We start from the raw sequence: 14,959 nt of genomic DNA on the forward strand, positions 1-14,959 counted from the left end.
GCGGGGCTGATGTGTTGACCATCACGCCAGGTGAGGCCCTGACGTCGGCGTCGCCTGCCGGTCAGGGGTCACCCTGAGCCCGGATGGGGGTCGACCCTCACCGGAAGATCGGCACGGATTCCACCCCAGGTCGGAGGGTTTTCGGGCTCCCGACCTCGAGGATGGATTCCGCCGCACCGACCAGCGGGGGCGGTGCGGCATGAGAACGACAGACGGAAGAGGTAGATGACGTGACCGCGACGGTAGGCCGACAGCAGGCCGCGGCCCGGGCGAACGACGTGTGGAAGGTGTACGGCAGCGGCGAGGCGCAGGTCGTCGCGCTGCGGGGGGTGAGCGCCGAGTTCGAACGCGGCCGGTTCACCGCGATCATGGGGCCGTCCGGCTCGGGCAAGTCCACGCTGATGCACTGCCTCGCCGGTCTGGACACGGTGACCAAGGGCACGGTCATGATCGGCGACACCACAGTGACCGGGCTCAACGACTCCGGCCTGACGAAGCTGCGCCGCGACAAGGTGGGCTTCATCTTCCAGCAGTTCAACCTGCTGCCCACGCTCACCGCGCAGGAGAACATCCTGCTGCCCCTGTCGATCGCCGGGCGCAAGCCCGACCCGGCCTGGTACGACACGGTGATCGACACGGTCGGCCTGCGGGAGCGGCTCGGGCACCGCCCGGCGCAGCTCTCCGGCGGCCAGCAGCAGCGCGTGGCGTGCGCCCGGGCGCTCGTCGCCCGCCCCGAGGTGATCTTCGCGGACGAGCCGACCGGCAACCTGGACTCCCGCTCCGGCGCCGAGGTGCTGAAGTTCCTGCGCAACTCGGTCCGCGAGCACGGCCAGACCATCGTGATGGTCACGCACGACCCGACCGCCGCCGCGTACGCCGACCGCGTGGTGTTCCTCGCCGACGGGCAGATCGTCTCGGAGCTGATCGAGCCGACCGCCGAGACGGTGCTGGACACGATGAAGAAGCTGGACGCCCCGGTCGAGGTGGGCAACTGATGCTGCGGGCAACGCTCAAGAGCCTGCTGGCGCGCAAGCTGCGCCTGCTGCTGTCCGGCCTGGCGGTGGTGCTCGGCGTCATGTTCGTCTCCGGCGCGTTCGTGCTCACCGACACGCTCGGGCGGTCCTTCGACGCGGTCTTCGCCGACGCGTACGCCGAGGTCGACGTCAGCGTCGAGGCGAAGCCGAAGATCGACGTCTCCACCGCGGAGGGCATGCCGCTGAGCACCCCGATGCCGGCGTCGGTGCTCGACCGGATCAAGGCGGTGCCCGGCGTCGCCGACGCCAAGGGCGTGGTGGCCGCCGACGGCGCCCGCATGATCGGCAGCAACGGCAAGGTGGTCACCTCCTTCGGCCCGCCGCAGCTGGGCCAGAACTGGCTCGGTGAGAGCGACCTGGTGGAGATCCGCGAGGGCCGCGCGCCGCAGGCCGACGACGAGATCGTGATCAACACCGCGCTGGCCGAGGCGGGCAAGGTCAAGGTCGGCGACCGGGTCGGCGTGCTGACCCTCGCCCCGAAGAAGGAGTTCACGCTCGTCGGCGTGTTCGGCTACAGCGGCGGCCGGGACTCGATCGGTGGCGCCAACGAGGTCTACTTCACCACCCCGGTGGCGCAGCAGCTGATGCTGGGCAAGCCGGACGTGTTCAGCAACGTCAGCGTCCAGGCCGCCGCCGGCACCACGCCGGAGGCGCTGCGCGACGAGGTGGCCCGCACGCTCGGCTCCGACTACCAGGTCAAGACCGGCGAGCAGCTCGCCGCCGACGCCTCGGCCGGCCTCAAGGAAGGGCTGTCGTTCTTCAACAAGATCCTCCTCGGGTTCGCCGCGGTGGCGTTGCTGGTCGGCACGTTCCTGATCCTCAACACGTTCTCGATCATCGTGGCCCAGCGCACCCGTGAGCTGGCCCTGATGCGGGCGATCGGGGCCAGCGGCAAGCAGGTCATCGGCTCGGTGGTGCTGGAGGCGCTCGCGGTCGGCCTGATCGCCTCGGTGCTGGGGCTCGCCGCCGGCATCGGCGTGGGCGCGCTGCTGGCGTACCTGTTCGGTCAGCTCGCCGGGGGTCTGACCCTGGCCGGGCTGGGCGTGCCGGCCTCGGCGGTGATCGGCGCGTTCGCGGTCGGCATGCTGATCACGGTGATCGCCGCGCTGCTGCCGGCGCTGCGGGCCTCGCGCATCCCGCCGATCGCCGCGATGCAGGACGTCGCCACGCCGGACCGGCCGCTCACCAAGGTCACCATCGGCGGTGCGGTGATCACCGGCATCGGCGCGGTGCTGCTGTTCCTGGGTCTCGGCGGGCACGCCGGCGACAGCACCCTGGCGACCATCCTCGGCGGCGTGCTGTTCGCGTTCATCGGCGTGGCGCTGCTGACGCCGGTGATCAGCCGGCCGGTGGTCGCGCTGCTCGGCGCGATGTTCTCCTGGTCGGTGCCGGGCAAGCTGGGCCGGCTCAACTCGGGCCGCAACCCGCGTCGCACGGCGATCACCGCGGCCGCGCTGATGGTGGGCATCGCCCTGGTCACCGGCGTGACGGTGATCCTGGACTCGGCCAAGGGCAGCATCGGCAAGCTGGCGGAGGACAACATCAAGGCGGAGCTGGTGATCTCCGGGTCTACGACCGGCCCGCGCCCGGCGAGCTTCGACCCGGCGGTCCTGGAGAAGGCCGCCGCGATCCCGGGCGTGCGGATGGTCAGCGGCGAGTACGGCGACATGGCGGTGGTCGGCGGCGAGCGGACCTGGGTTGCCGCGTCGAGCAACGTGGCCGCGCTCCAGCAGATCTTCGGGGCGAAGGCCACCGCCGGTGACATCAGCAGACTGGCGCCGGACCAGATGCTGGTCAGCTCCGACACCGCGAAGGCACGCAACCTCGCCGTCGGTTCGACGGTGCCGGTGCAGCTGTCCCGCGGTGAGGCCCGCACCTACACGGTCAGCGGCATCTACGAGAGCTCGCAGCTGACCAACCCGGTGACGCTGCCGCCGCAGGCCACGGCGGACTTCGCCATCCCGCAGCCGATCCAGGGCTTCCTCCAGCTCGCCCCCGGCACGTCGGTGGGCACCGTGCAGCCGCAGGTCGAGCAGCTGCTGGCGGACAGTCCCGAGGTGTCGGTGGCCGACCGGGCCGCGTTCATCGAGCAGCAGACCGGGCAGCTGGACTCCCTGCTCCAGATGATCCAGATCCTGCTGGCGCTGGCCATCGTCATCGCGGTGCTGGGCATCATCAACACGCTCGCGCTGTCGGTGCTGGAGCGGACCCGGGAGCTGGGCCTGCTGCGGGCGATCGGCCTGCGCCGCGCCCAGACCATGCGCATGATCACGGTCGAGGCGGTGGTGATCTCCATCTTCGGCGCGCTGCTCGGCGTGGTGGTCGGCACCGGTCTCGGCGCGGCGGTGGTCGAGGCGCTCAAGGACGAGGGCATCACCGACCTGATCCTGCCCTGGGGTCAGATGGTGACGTTCCTGATCCTGGCCGCGGTCATCGGTGTGGTCGCCGCGGTGCTGCCGGCGATCCGCGCCGCGCGGATCAACGTCCTGGGCGCCATCGCCCACGACTGACACGGCGGAAAGGGCCCCTCCCGACGGGAGGGGCCCTTTCCGCTACCGGTTGAGCAGCGCCGCGAGCAGCTCCAGGTCCGCCCCGGTCAGGCTCTCCACCTGGTGTACGCCGTCGGCGGGCGCCAGCGGCACCTCCGCCGGTACGGCCAGCACCGCCGCCCCGGCGGCGAGCGCGCTCGCCACGCCGGTCGGTGAGTCCTCGATCGCCACGCACCGCTCGACCGGCACTCCCAGCAGCCGCGCGGCGGTCAGGTACGGCTCGGGGTGCGGCTTGGCCGCGTCCACCTCGTCACCGCACACCACCGCGTCGAAGCTGTCCCGGCCCAGCGTGTCCAGCGCCACCTCGACCAGGGACCGGCCGCTCGAGGTGACCAGCGCGGTGGGGATGCCGGCGTCGCGTACCGCGCGCAGCAGCGCCAGCGCGCCCGGACGCCACTGCAGCCCGGTGCGGAACAGCTCCAGGATCCGGGCGCTGATCCAGTCGGCGCTGGCCTGCACGTCCCGCTCCGGCTGGCCCAGGTCGTCGTGCACGATCCGCATCGCGTCGGCCATGCCGGTGCCGACGATCTCGCGGCGGGCGTCGTCGGACAGGACACCGCCGTACACGGCGGCCAGTTCCTGCAACGCGACGTCCCACAGTTTCTCGCTGTCGACCAGGGTGCCGTCCATGTCGAAGAGCACGGCGGCGGGGTGTGGGCTGCTCAGCGGGGGCCTCCTTCGGTACGCGTACCCCGCCGATCCTGCCAGCCGCGCCCGGTGCGCCCGCCACCGTCCCCGATCGGGGTGACCCGCGGCATCACCGGAGGCCGCAGGCGCCGAGCGACTTCTCGTAGCCGCGGAAGAACGAGTCGCTGCGCTGCTCGGCGGTGCCGTGCGAACCCTCGGCGAACCACGGCTGGTCGGGGTCGTCGCCGACCGCGAGCAGCCCTTCCCGGAACTCCTCCAGGTCACCGTCGGCCAGCTCCAGCGCCCCGGAACGCACGCTGTCCCCGAGGTACGCCCCGGCCATGCAGTCGGCCTGCAACTCCTGCTGGATGGTGAAGTTGTAGCGGATGCCCAGCCGCACCTGCATGCCGTGGGCGTACTCGTGGCCGAGCAGGTAGAACAGGAACGCGTCGCCGATCTGCCGGAACGCCGCCACCGACCAGTTCACGTCGTAGGCGATGAAGTCGCCGGCCGAGCAGTACACCGCGTTGTTGCGCGGCAGCCCCTGCCCGGCGCAGGCCACCTCGCCCTCGCGGCTGTAGGGCACCACCCGCCGGATCGGGGTGAACCGCTGACCGGAGGCGCGGAACTGCTCCGCCCAGTAGCGTTCGGCCAGCCGGACCGCGTCCTGGATGTCCTGCTTGAACTCGGCGACGCTCGTCGTGCCGTCCGCGCGGGTGGTCTGCGACTCGGGCTGCGCGCTACGCGGGGGTGCGGGCTGCTGCGGCTCGCCCTGGTCGTAACCGCCGGCCATGCAGCCGGCCGCCACCAGCGCGGCCACCACCAGCCCGGCGATCGGCCCGCGCCCCTGACGTCCCGCCCTGTCCCCCACCGTGACCTCCCGGCTGTCGCACCCGTGTCCCGCAGCAGTACCCCCGGCAGGCTCCGGTGATACTCACCGGCTCTCACGTACCGCCGCCGGGAAACGTTCACCGGCCACGGGAGCGGTACGGTCGGCGTCGTGGAGCCGCCGTACGCGGGAATCGTCTACTGGCGACGCAGCCTCTGGAACGGCATGCGCTGCGTACCGGTGCTGCTGACGCTGGACGAGGGCCGGCTGCGCGCCTGCGACAGGCACGGCGCGGAGGTGTTCGCCGCCCTCGCCGGCCGGGTCGAGGCCCGGGGAACGATCTTCGGCACGATGCTGCTCACCGTCGACGGCCGCCGGTACGCGCTGGTCGGCGAGGGCGCCACGGTCTCACCGGCGCCGAGCGCGGAGCAACGGCGGCGGCTGGCGGAGTACATGACGCGCGCCGAGCCTGTTTCCGACCTCGCGTCGTGGTGGGAGCCGCTGGCGCGGGCCGGTGTGGCGGTGCGCTGACCGGCGCGGTCAGTCCAGGCCGCGCATGATGTGCGGCTCGCCGTCGTCGTCGCCGAAGCAGCGGTGCAGCATCTGGGCGCGCGCCCACAGGTCCAGGCTGCTCGGCGGTCCGACCGGGCCCGTGCCGGCGGGCGTGGTGGTCAGCACGGGAGCCGGTTCCGGCGGGACCTGCGACGTCACCTCGTCGGTCATGTCCGCCCCTTTCGTCGTACCCATGCTCGTCCGCGGGCGTTTCCGCCACGTCAACTCCGACGGCGCGGGCGTGGACGCGGCGCGCCTGACCCACGCCGGCCCGTACTCCGGTGACGGTAGCCCGCCGGGCCGCCGAGCACAGCCGTATTCCCGACGTCGCCGCAGGTCGCGGCCGGTGATCACGTCCGGGCGTCGCCAGCGGCATCCGGGTGTCCGCATGGCGCGACCATTCCGCGTGTGCTTCGTTCCGGTGCCGGACTTGCATCCGGTACCGGGGTACGGGCTTACCGTCGAGGCGTGACCGACGACTCCTGGGTGCCCGACACCTGCACGCTGCCGACCACCGACCGGCCGCTGCGGCTGGCCGAGTTCGACACGCTGTTCCGCGACGCGCTGCGCGGCGTCGACCGGCCGACCGCCCGGCACCTGCGGCTGCACCTCGACGACGCCGCCGAACCGGCCGCCCGCGACCTGATCGCCCGCGAGTCGGCCTGCTGTTCCTTCTTCACGTTCGACCTCGCCCGCCCGGACGGCGGCACGCTGAGGCTCGACATCCGCGTCCCGGGCGCCCGTGTCGTCGTACTCGATGCCCTTGCCCTGCGGGCGACGGCCGCGCGGGGCCGGTGATGGGCGAGCCGGAGCTGCGCAGCGGCCAGGTCGCCGACGCGGCCGGGGTCAACGTGCAGACGCTGCGCTACTACGAACGGCGCGGGCTGCTGGCCGCGCCCCGGCGGTCGCCCGGCGGGCATCGGCTCTACCCGGCCGAGACGGTCACCCTGCTGCGGGTGGTGAAGGCCGCGCAACGTCTCGGCTTCACCCTCGCCGAGGTCGCCGGCCTGCTGGCGGCCGGGCCGCACGACGCCGGCCTGCGGACCCGGGCCCACGACAAGCTCGCCGAGGTGGAGCGACGGCTCGCGGACCTCACCACCGTCCGCGACACGCTGCGCGAGGCGATCTCGGCCGGCTGCGACGACCTGATCACCTGCGCCGGCAGCTCCCGCTGCCCGCTGCCCTTCGCCGATCCGGACCACGGCCCGGCTACGGTCTGACGCATGACTGTCGTCCGGTCCATCCTGCTGTTCCTGCTCGCCGCGCTCGCCGAGATCGGCGGCGCCTGGCTGGTGTGGCAGGGCTGGCGGGAGAACCGCGGGCTGCTCTGGATCGCCGCCGGGGTGATCGCGCTCGGCGCCTACGGGTTCGTGGCCACGTTCCAGCCGGACCCGAACTTCGGCCGCATCCTCGCCGCCTACGGCGGCGTGTTCGTCGCCGGGTCGCTCGCCTGGGGCATGGTGGTCGACAAGTTCCGGCCCGACCGCTACGACCTGGTCGGCGCGGCCATCTGCCTGGTCGGCGTCGCGGTCATCATGTACGCCCCGCGCACGAGCTGACGCGCCGTCAGGCGTACCGGGCGACGAACTCCTCCGGACGCCAGCGGGCTCCCTCGCTGAGATAGCGGAAGTCCAACGTCACCGCGCCCCCACCGGCCCGCCCCGCCATCTCCCGCAGCGGCATCGCGAGGAAGTGGTTGCTCAACGGGATGATCGTCGTCTCACCGTCCGGATACGGCACGTGCAGGAGCGCGAGTCCGTGGCTAACCGGTGCGTGCACGACGCCGTGCTCGTCCCGCCGGTAACCGCCGTAGCTCACCTCGGCGATCCAGGAGACCTCACCTCCGACGGAGGCCAGGCGGTATTCGCGCAGGGCCTGCGCCAGAAGCGACCCGAGGGTGCGGTCGGGGTCCACGTCGAGGGTCACGCGGTGGGAAGCGACGTCGTCGCCCATGCACACGGAGTCGCGGTCGATCGAGATCAGCACGGCGCTCACGGTAGTCCCGCGGGTCACGTCCGGGACCGCGACGGCCGGCGCTCGTGATGAGTTTCCGCGCCCGTACCCGTCACACCTACGACGACACACGACGACGCGGAAGGATGACCTCATGGGTACGGACACGCGGCTGCAGGAGCTGGGCGTGAGCGGTCTGGGCGAGATGGACGAGCCGGCGTTCACCGGGCTGGCGCAGCGGCACCGGCGGGAGCTGCACGTGCACTGCTACCGGATGCTCGGGTCGTTCGAGGACGCCGAGGACACCGTCCAGGAGACGTTCCTGCGGGCCTGGAGGCGGCGCGAGACCTTCGCCGGGCGGTCCACGTTCCGGGCCTGGCTGTACCGGATCGCCACCAACGCCTGCCTGGACCTGCTCGCCAGGTGCCGCCCGGAGCCGGCGACCGGCGGCGAGGTGCGATGGCTCCAGCCCTACCCGGACCGGCTGCTCGACGAGCTGCCCGCCGCCGGCGCGGACGAGCCGGAGACGGTCGCTGTGGCGCGGGAGACGATCGAGCTGGCGTACCTGGTCGCTGTGCAGCACCTCGCGCCGCGCCCGCGGGCCGTGCTGATCCTGCGCGACGTGCTCGGCTGGCCGGCCAAGGAGGTCGCGGAGCTGCTCGGCGACTCGGTCAACTCGGTCAACAGCGCGTTGCAGCGGGCCCGCGCGGGCATGCGGGAACACCTGCCGGCGCAGCGGCAGGACTGGACCGGCGACGAGACGGACAGCCGGACCCGCGAGCTGGTACGCCGCTTCACCGACGCCAGCATCGCCAAGGACGTCGACGGTCTCGCCGCGATGCTGCGCGACGACGTGCGCTGCTCGATGCCGCCCACCCCGGGCCTGCAGATCGGCCGCGACGCGGTGGTGAACGACTGGGTGGCGGACGGATTCGAGAGCCTGGGCAGCCTGCGGGCCGTGCCCACCGCCGTGAACCGGCAGCCCGCCGTCGCGTTCTACCTCTGGCAGGAGCGCGACGGCGCGTACCTGCCGCTCACCGTCGACGCCCTGCGCATCACCGGCGGGGCGATCACCGAGATCGTCACCTTCCACGCCGACCAGTTCCCGCGCCTCGGGCTGCCGGACCGCCTCCCGGCCGACCCCACGCCGTAGTGCCCACGCGGACGCTCGCCCTGCCCGGCGGCGCGCGCGTTCCGGTGGTCGCGGCCCGGTGGCACCACGCGTACGGCGTGGTCACCCGCGGACGGGTGCAGCTGGAGCTGCGCGACGGCACTCCCGGGCCGGTCCTCGGCCGCGACGCCGGTTTCTGGCTGCGCGGCACCGGCGTACGCGCGCTGCGCAACCCCGGCCGTCGTACCGCGACGGTGCGGATCCTCACCCCTCACCTCGACGCCCGGAGGAACGACATGATCAGCAGCACCGACACCGCCGTCGCAGTGGGCCGCCCGCGCGGCTTCCGGCGGCTCGCCGTCACCGGCCTGGTCTCCACGCTCGCCGCGATGGTGGTCACCACGCTCGCGGCCGCTCTGGCCCGGGCCGCCGGTGTGGACTTCGAGATCCCCGACGGCGGCGGCGAGACCATCCCGCTGGGCGGGTTCGCCGTGGTGACCGGGTTCTTCTCGCTCGTGGGCGTCGTCGTCGCCGCCGTACTGCTGCGGTTCAGCGCGCGTCCAGCGCGGCGGTTCGCGTGGACGGCGGTGGCGCTGACCGCGCTGTCGATGGTGCCGCCGTTCCTGGCCGGGGCGGCCGCGACGACCGTCGTCGCCCTGGTCGGGTTGCACCTGGTCGCGGCGGCGGTGATGATCCCCGCCCTGACGCGGAGCCTGCGGGCAAGCTCTCCGGGATGAGCCTGACGGCTACTCGGCCGTGGCTTTGCGGCGGCGGAGGGCCACCTTGGTGCCGCCGAACGCGACGAGCCACGGCAGCACCACGAAGCCGCCGCAGCCGATCACGATCAGCCACAGCGTCTCACCCGGCTTTCCCTGGTGTTCCAGTTCGGGCCAGGTGAAGGCACTGCCGAGCAGCGACAACACGTAGAACAGGACGATCACGATCGCGGCAGCCGTACCGATCCGGCGGCTGAGCCCGATGCCCGCAGCGCAGAGAAACCCGAGCCCGGACATGACAATGGGCGCGAAGCACATACCGGACAGGACGACGAAGGTGTAGTATGCCGCGCCGGGGTCGAGAGCCGAGTCCGCCAACGGTGTCGGGCCGGCTCCGACCGCGTGGACGACAGCGGAAAGGGCGGAGTTCACCACTTCGGACTCCTCGCGCCGGGACGCTCGCACGCCATCGAAATCGATCCCTCAGTCTGGCACCGGGCAAGCCGGCGGACCGACCCGCAGTCGTGAGCCCGCCACAAAATGATGCGATCCACAGGGTTCGATCCAAAACACTCGGGCACTTCGATACGGACCACACGCCGGGCGCCGCCAGTCGGCGCCCGGCGTCACGTACGACCGAGAGGTGACACCATGACCTTCCGCGCCAGGCTCGTCGGAGCCGCACTCGTCGGGACGCTCGCCGCCGGTGCGTCGGCACTGGCTGGGGCCTCCGCGGCCAGCGCGCAGGCCGAACCCTGCGTGCAGCGCATCGCCGTGGTGAACAACGCCGCCTTCGTGATGTCCTTCAGTGTTCAGGCGAGCAACGGTCTGGAGACGGCGAACACCGACACCTACCCGATCAACCAGTCGCGGACGATCGACCTCACCACCACCGCCCTGCCGGTCGGGTCCGACGTCCGCCCGGTGGTCGACGCGGTGGCCGGGGCGCAACGGACCCCGAGCAGCTTCGTGTCGTACTGCGAGAACGGGCAGACCGCGACGTACTCGGTGACCGGGACGACGTATGACTACTCGGTGACGCTGATCGGCTGACCGACGCGTCGACGCTTCGGGGCGTCCGCCGTCGCGGCGGGCGCCCCGTGCTCGTACGCTACGTTGATCGCGTGCCCGTACCCCGGCTGATTCCCATCGCGCACGAGCCCGACCACCGGACGGACACGATCGGCCGCTACGACGGAGGGCTGTTCCTCGCCTCGGCGTGGGACCACCACGCGTACGTGCACCTCTTCGACCACGACGGGACGTACCGGAACTCGACCATCACGCGGGTTCCGGATCGAGGTGCGCTGAGCGAGGCGCTCGACGAGCTGCTCGCGAGCCTGCCCGGCAAGTCGTACGGCGACGTCGCCGTACGACTGTTCCAGACCCGTCAGGACGGCGTCGTGTTCGGTCTGGTCGACGAGTCCGGCGACCGGGCGGGCGACGGCAGCCACGTCGACTGGGTCGAGCTGTATCCGGATCGCCTCGGATTCCACGAGCCGTGGGACGGGCTCTACGACACGTGACGCCACCTCGCCCACACCGGTGACGGCTGGCGTCGTTCCGCCGGGTCGGAGCTCCGCCAACCGCTCGCTGACGGAGCCCGACCCGTTCGTCCCGCCGGTCAGGGTGCGAGGGAGAAGTCCGCCACGACACCCTTGTGGTCGGAGTTGGTGTCCCCGACGATGCGGTAGTCGGTCATCCACATGGCCTGGGAGCTCTCGATCCGCTTCCAGAAGTAGATGTAGTCGATGTGCCGGTTCCCGTGCGTGCCGGTCCCCTTCTCGCCGTAGAGGTTGTAGACGGAGCGGAGGTTCGGCAGCTCGTTGGCCTCGAAGACCTTCCATGGGAACTTCTCGTACCCGCGGGCCTTGTCGGCGCTGAAGTCGACGTTGAGGTCGCCGCTGACGATGACCTTCCCCTCGGCCTTCTTCTCGCGGGCCAGCTCCTTGATCTCCGCGAACTGCTGCTCCGCGCACCGGGTACGCGGAAGGTCTTCCGGCCAGCCGTTGTTGTCGATACCGGCGACGGCGTGGAAGTTGATGTGGAACACGTACCGCCCGGTCGCCTTGTGCCGGTACTTGACCCAGTTGTTGTAGCGCGGCGGCGGTGGCTCGTCGGGGTTGGTGTCGCACACGAACTTCGACCCCTTGTCGACCACTTCGAACATGCTCTTCTTGGCCAGCAGGGCTTCACCGGCCGCGTGCACCGAAGTAGTCGGGGCGTAGAACGTCCAGCCGTTGTCGGCAGCCCAGCCCACCAGGAAGGCCCTGCGGGGACCCACCTCGTTGAGCGCGACCATGTCGGCCTTCGAGGTGATCAGGTTCAGGTCGTGGAGGAACTTCTCCTGGGTTCGGCCGTTGTAGATGTTCAGGTGGCCGGCCTGGAAGGTCGACGCCGCCGCGGCCGGCGAGACCGGCAGGAGGAGCGTCGCTATCGTGAGCGTGGTGATCAGGGCGATGGCGCGGCGGATGTTTCGGTAGGTTCTTCTCATCAATGGTCCTTCCTGTTGGAGGGCGCACTGGACCGGCGCCGCCACTGTGGTGGCGGTCCCAGTCCGGGACAATCGTTAGAGCTCCACCCTGAAGTCGGCATTGGAGCCGGAGCCGGTGATGACGAGACGCCCGGTCCGGCTCTTACGCCCCGAGCTGTCGTCGGCGAGGTAGTTCCACGTCACCCACGGCTTGCCGTCGCGGGCCCGGTAGACGTCCATCGCGCCCGGCCCGCGCTTGTTTCCCGGCAACGAGTACTTGCGCATCGTGTCGGGCAGGTGCGCGGCCGGACCCGAGTAGGAGAACCAGGCCCGATTCGGTCCGGGCATCGGCGAGCACAGTCCGTCGTCGATTCGGTCGCCGCAGAAGGCGATGCCGGTCGAGTAGTAGTTCTCCCGCCAGGCGTTGCCGGAGTAGAAGAGATACCAGGAACCGTTGTGGTAGAACACGCTCGGGTTCTCGATCACGGCGACGCCGCTCGTCTCCCGGTACGTGACCCAGCTCAGGTTGTCGCTGCGGAAGATGACGACCGGATCGCTGTTGCGGTCGACGGCGCCGTTGGCGTTGATCTTCAACATCATGACGGAGAGCGCCGACTCCTGCCCCTCGGCCCGCTGCCCGTCCCGCCAGGTCATCCAGATCGCACCCGCGGGACCGGCGGTGACATCCGCGTCGAGCGCCCACCGGCTGCCCTTGTCCGGGCAGCCGATCGGCAGGTCCTCGGCGGTGAACGCCCCGTACGGGTTCTGGGAGCGAGCCACTCCGATGCACTTGCGGCCGTCGTCGTTCTTCCGGGTCGCCGTGTAGAAGAGGTAGTAGCGACCGACCCCGTCCTTGACGTGGTAGAACGCCCCCGGCGTCCAGATCCCGGAGCCGGCCTCGACCCACGCCCCGCCGCCGCTCGGCATGGCGTCGCCGGCCACTGTCGGCGAGGTGCCCACGACATCCCCGGAGCCCGAAATGGCGTAGGGCACCTTCTTGCCACCGCTGCTGGCCCCGTAGGTGATGTATTTGTTGGAGCCGTCGTGCAGGGCGATGGCGTCCGCGCCGGGGAACGGAAAGTCCTGCGACTCGTCGGCCGGGTCGACGACGGCCGCGCCGGCGGAGGGTGCTCCGGCGACGCCGGTCGCGGCCGTGAGGGCCAGCGCCAGTCCGGCCACGAGCGCGCGGATGGTGACTCGCATGAGGCTCCTCTGCATCCGGGTCAGATCCCGAGGATAGATCGGAGCATGTAAATACAACGATTACCAGGGCCTCGCGGAGCCGGCGGTCCGCACCCACTCGCTGACGCGGCACGGCTGGGGACAGCCGTGGCTGGGCTGCCCCGGTACGGCTCAGCGCGCGGACGCCGATCTCCGCGCCGATGCCCGTCACCCGCACCGGAGCCCTGATCAGCCGGTCAGCCTTCGACGGCGACGTGCGGAATCCGGCGAGGACCGCACCGGCCGGGCTCCGTTGCCGTTCTCGGGCACGGCTCGACCGGCCCGGCGGCCCGGTGGCCCGGTGGCGGACCAGCAGGGTGTCGTGAACTTGTCAGCTCAGCTCAGGCGGGGCGGGGGCGTCACTTGGCGTTGAACTGTCGCCGGATGCCAGGCCAACCGGGCAAAGGCCACTCATCCCGCACTTGAGCTGAACGAACACCGAGCATTGACCAGCATCTTTAGGCACCGCTGGTCGACGTTCCACGGCCTGACGCCGACGGCTGTTGTTCTTCATCCACGCTGTCACACCCATCTGCAAGCATGGATGAAATCAACGACCGGAAGGGGCGACATGGCATCGACCAAGCGGCAACGTCAGCGGGAGCGGAGAGCCCTCGGGCGACCCGGGCAGTCTGTCGGGCCGGCCGCGGTCAGCGCACCGGCAGAACGAACGGAGCGGCCATGCGAACGGTGCGGCGAAGGTTGCCGCACGGACAAGCCCGCCTACAGGTGGGTCTGCGCCAACTGTGTCTACGAGCTTGATCAGTACGTCACGATTCGCATGGGCCTGGTTGGAGGGACCGTCCAGAGCATCTACGAGATCGCCACGCGACGGGGTGAACTTCCGCCGCCTGGCCCACGCGGGCCGGGCATCAACGTGCGTAAGCCCGCACTGCCGTTGAGGCACACGGTAGGAAGGGTGTAGCTGCTGCTGGGTCGCCATTCGTCTTACCAATGCCTGCGTCGGCGAACTTTCGGCGATGCGTCTGATCATTCCGGGCATGTTCCGGATCTTGACCGCGTCATCGCTCGTGTGCGGGCTGGGGCCCGCCTGCTGGACGTGGCTCAGCACCCCAGGCAGCCCATCTAGCGGGTGCGTGAGGCATCGGGCGACGACTCCGGACAGGTGTCGAGGAGCGGCTGCCAAGTGTTGTTCAGCTCCGCAGCGGTCAATGCGCGCCCATCGGCGGCCCCGTCGAGAACATCGGCCGCCCGGTTCAGAGCTGTCTTCAACTCCGGGCTACTTGCGCGGCCAGCGACTGGGCGAAGGTCGCGAGCCCACGCCCGAAAGTAGGCAACCTTCGCCGCGCCTGCTGCGCCTGGCTCGCCGTTGCCCTTGTAGTCCGCCTCAACCGCCTGTACGTAGGCAAGCCGCTCCGGAGATTCGCCGTCCGAGTAACGGCCAAAGACCAAGCGAAAGTCGCTACAGACCTGCCCCGTGTTGTCAACCGGGCCCGGCGCGCCCACCGATGATGTGCCGCAGCCGGCCGGGAACAACCCGAGGAACATCACGGCGGGCGTCACAACCCAGCGGCGCATCGCACCCCACCCTCTCGAAGATCGGATACAGGCTAGCCCACGTCAGCCAACCCAGCGACGATCAGAGCCGATACGTCGAGGAGACGAAGCGGAACCTAGAGCCGCTAGCCCGCTACCAGTAGGAACGGCGCTCGACGTCTGCTCACACGGCGGCTCTGGCTGTCATCGTTGGTCGTTAGTTGACGACGCTTCGCGGTGTCTTGCCCCCTGTGCGCCCCGAACCTCCGGGCCGCCTCCGGGCGGGATTGATCGAGGCTGGTTCACCTACAGTCGTCTCGTGGAATTCGGGACCTTCGCCGGCTTCGGCCTGCTGCTCTGTGCGGGATTTGCCTGTCTCTTCCTAATCGCCGTCGTA

The 14,959-nt window shown here is 70.8% G+C and carries 18 protein-coding genes; 10 read left to right on the forward strand and 8 right to left on the reverse strand.

The window, feature by feature from the left end; all coding sequences use genetic code 11:
• Positions 1–230: 230 nt before the first annotated feature.
• Both ACN27C_RS25605 and ACN27C_RS25610 read left to right on the forward strand, forming a co-directional pair.
• Positions 231–995 carry an ABC transporter ATP-binding protein gene (locus ACN27C_RS25605; RefSeq protein ID WP_121685085.1) on the forward strand — a complete coding sequence of 255 codons (765 nt, stop codon included), beginning with the start codon at positions 231–233 and terminating at the stop codon, positions 993–995.
• Positions 995–3,544, forward strand: coding sequence for an ABC transporter permease (locus tag ACN27C_RS25610; protein WP_422748638.1), 2,550 nt, complete (start codon positions 995–997; stop codon positions 3,542–3,544). Before ACN27C_RS25605 ends, ACN27C_RS25610 begins: the two co-directional genes overlap by 1 nt.
• Positions 3,545–3,586: 42 nt before the next feature.
• Here ACN27C_RS25610 and ACN27C_RS25615 read toward each other — a convergent pair whose 3' ends face one another.
• Complete coding sequence (locus ACN27C_RS25615; protein ID WP_120570086.1) at positions 3,587–4,225, reverse strand: HAD family hydrolase; 639 nt, start codon at positions 4,223–4,225, stop codon at positions 3,587–3,589.
• Positions 4,226–4,340: 115 nt separating this feature from the next.
• Positions 4,341–5,081 (reverse strand): neutral zinc metallopeptidase, encoded by a 741-nt coding sequence (locus ACN27C_RS25620; protein ID WP_121685083.1) that lies wholly within the window; start codon positions 5,079–5,081, stop codon positions 4,341–4,343.
• 129 nt (positions 5,082–5,210) lie between these two features.
• Here ACN27C_RS25620 and ACN27C_RS25625 point away from each other — a divergent pair, with 129 nt between their 5' ends.
• Positions 5,211–5,570 carry a hypothetical protein gene (locus ACN27C_RS25625; RefSeq protein WP_422748641.1) on the forward strand — a complete coding sequence of 120 codons (360 nt, stop codon included), beginning with the start codon at positions 5,211–5,213 and terminating at the stop codon, positions 5,568–5,570.
• A 9-nt stretch (positions 5,571–5,579) separates the two neighbouring features.
• On the opposite strand, the gene ACN27C_RS25630 is transcribed toward ACN27C_RS25625, so the two are convergent.
• Positions 5,580–5,762: a hypothetical protein gene (locus ACN27C_RS25630; RefSeq protein WP_422748643.1), complete on the reverse strand. Its 183-nt coding sequence runs from the start codon at positions 5,760–5,762 to the stop codon at positions 5,580–5,582.
• Positions 5,763–6,059: 297 nt separating this feature from the next.
• Here ACN27C_RS25630 and ACN27C_RS25635 point away from each other — a divergent pair, with 297 nt between their 5' ends.
• The 3 genes from ACN27C_RS25635 to ACN27C_RS25645 are packed head-to-tail and all read left to right on the forward strand — an operon-like array spanning position 6,060 to position 7,150.
• Entirely contained in the window at positions 6,060–6,389 is a 330-nt protein-coding gene (locus tag ACN27C_RS25635; protein ID WP_120570089.1) for a hypothetical protein, read from the forward strand.
• Positions 6,389–6,811, forward strand: a complete 423-nt coding sequence (locus tag ACN27C_RS25640; RefSeq protein WP_422748645.1) for a MerR family transcriptional regulator — start codon at positions 6,389–6,391, stop codon at positions 6,809–6,811. The genes ACN27C_RS25635 and ACN27C_RS25640 overlap by 1 nt, the downstream gene beginning before the upstream one ends.
• Before the next feature lie 3 nt (positions 6,812–6,814).
• The gene (locus ACN27C_RS25645) at positions 6,815–7,150 is read left to right on the forward strand and encodes a YnfA family protein (protein ID WP_252453798.1); all 336 of its coding nucleotides are present in this window, start codon (positions 6,815–6,817) and stop codon (positions 7,148–7,150) included.
• A gap of 7 nt (positions 7,151–7,157) precedes the next feature.
• On the opposite strand, the gene ACN27C_RS25650 is transcribed toward ACN27C_RS25645, so the two are convergent.
• Positions 7,158–7,577: a hypothetical protein gene (locus tag ACN27C_RS25650; RefSeq protein WP_162959102.1), complete on the reverse strand. Its 420-nt coding sequence runs from the start codon at positions 7,575–7,577 to the stop codon at positions 7,158–7,160.
• A 121-nt stretch (positions 7,578–7,698) separates the two neighbouring features.
• On the opposite strand from ACN27C_RS25650, the gene ACN27C_RS25655 reads away from it, so the two are divergent.
• Both ACN27C_RS25655 and ACN27C_RS25660 read left to right on the forward strand, forming a co-directional pair.
• The gene (locus ACN27C_RS25655) at positions 7,699–8,697 is read left to right on the forward strand and encodes an RNA polymerase subunit sigma-70 (protein WP_357793337.1); all 999 of its coding nucleotides are present in this window, start codon (positions 7,699–7,701) and stop codon (positions 8,695–8,697) included.
• Positions 8,697–9,392 (forward strand): DUF6069 family protein, encoded by a 696-nt coding sequence (locus ACN27C_RS25660; RefSeq protein ID WP_422748648.1) that lies wholly within the window; start codon positions 8,697–8,699, stop codon positions 9,390–9,392. The genes ACN27C_RS25655 and ACN27C_RS25660 overlap by 1 nt, the downstream gene beginning before the upstream one ends.
• 9 nt (positions 9,393–9,401) lie before the next feature.
• On the opposite strand, the gene ACN27C_RS25665 is transcribed toward ACN27C_RS25660, so the two are convergent.
• Entirely contained in the window at positions 9,402–9,806 is a 405-nt protein-coding gene (locus ACN27C_RS25665; protein ID WP_422748650.1) for a hypothetical protein, read from the reverse strand.
• Between the two features lie 216 nt (positions 9,807–10,022).
• On the opposite strand from ACN27C_RS25665, the gene ACN27C_RS25670 reads away from it, so the two are divergent.
• A complete protein-coding gene (locus tag ACN27C_RS25670) occupies positions 10,023–10,424 on the forward strand; it encodes a hypothetical protein (RefSeq protein ID WP_120570096.1) in 402 nt (133 codons plus the stop codon).
• 71 nt (positions 10,425–10,495) lie between these two features.
• Positions 10,496–10,897, forward strand: a complete 402-nt coding sequence (locus ACN27C_RS25675) for a hypothetical protein (RefSeq protein WP_422748652.1) — start codon at positions 10,496–10,498, stop codon at positions 10,895–10,897.
• 98 nt (positions 10,898–10,995) lie between these two features.
• Here the strand turns inward: ACN27C_RS25675 and ACN27C_RS25680 are convergent, their stop codons facing one another.
• The 3 genes from ACN27C_RS25680 to ACN27C_RS25690 form a co-directional block, all read right to left on the reverse strand.
• Positions 10,996–11,865 (reverse strand): endonuclease/exonuclease/phosphatase family protein, encoded by an 870-nt coding sequence (locus ACN27C_RS25680; RefSeq protein ID WP_422748654.1) that lies wholly within the window; start codon positions 11,863–11,865, stop codon positions 10,996–10,998.
• Positions 11,866–11,940: 75 nt separating this feature from the next.
• Positions 11,941–13,047, reverse strand: a complete 1,107-nt coding sequence (locus ACN27C_RS25685; protein ID WP_422748656.1) for a family 43 glycosylhydrolase — start codon at positions 13,045–13,047, stop codon at positions 11,941–11,943.
• Between the two features lie 1,104 nt (positions 13,048–14,151).
• Positions 14,152–14,604: a hypothetical protein gene (locus tag ACN27C_RS25690; protein ID WP_422748659.1), complete on the reverse strand. Its 453-nt coding sequence runs from the start codon at positions 14,602–14,604 to the stop codon at positions 14,152–14,154.
• Positions 14,605–14,959: the final 355 nt, after the last annotated feature.

Origin of the sequence: Micromonospora sp. WMMD1219, from assembly GCF_049315215.1 — a bacterium.
Lineage (GTDB): Bacteria > Actinomycetota > Actinomycetes > Mycobacteriales > Micromonosporaceae > Micromonospora > Micromonospora tulbaghiae.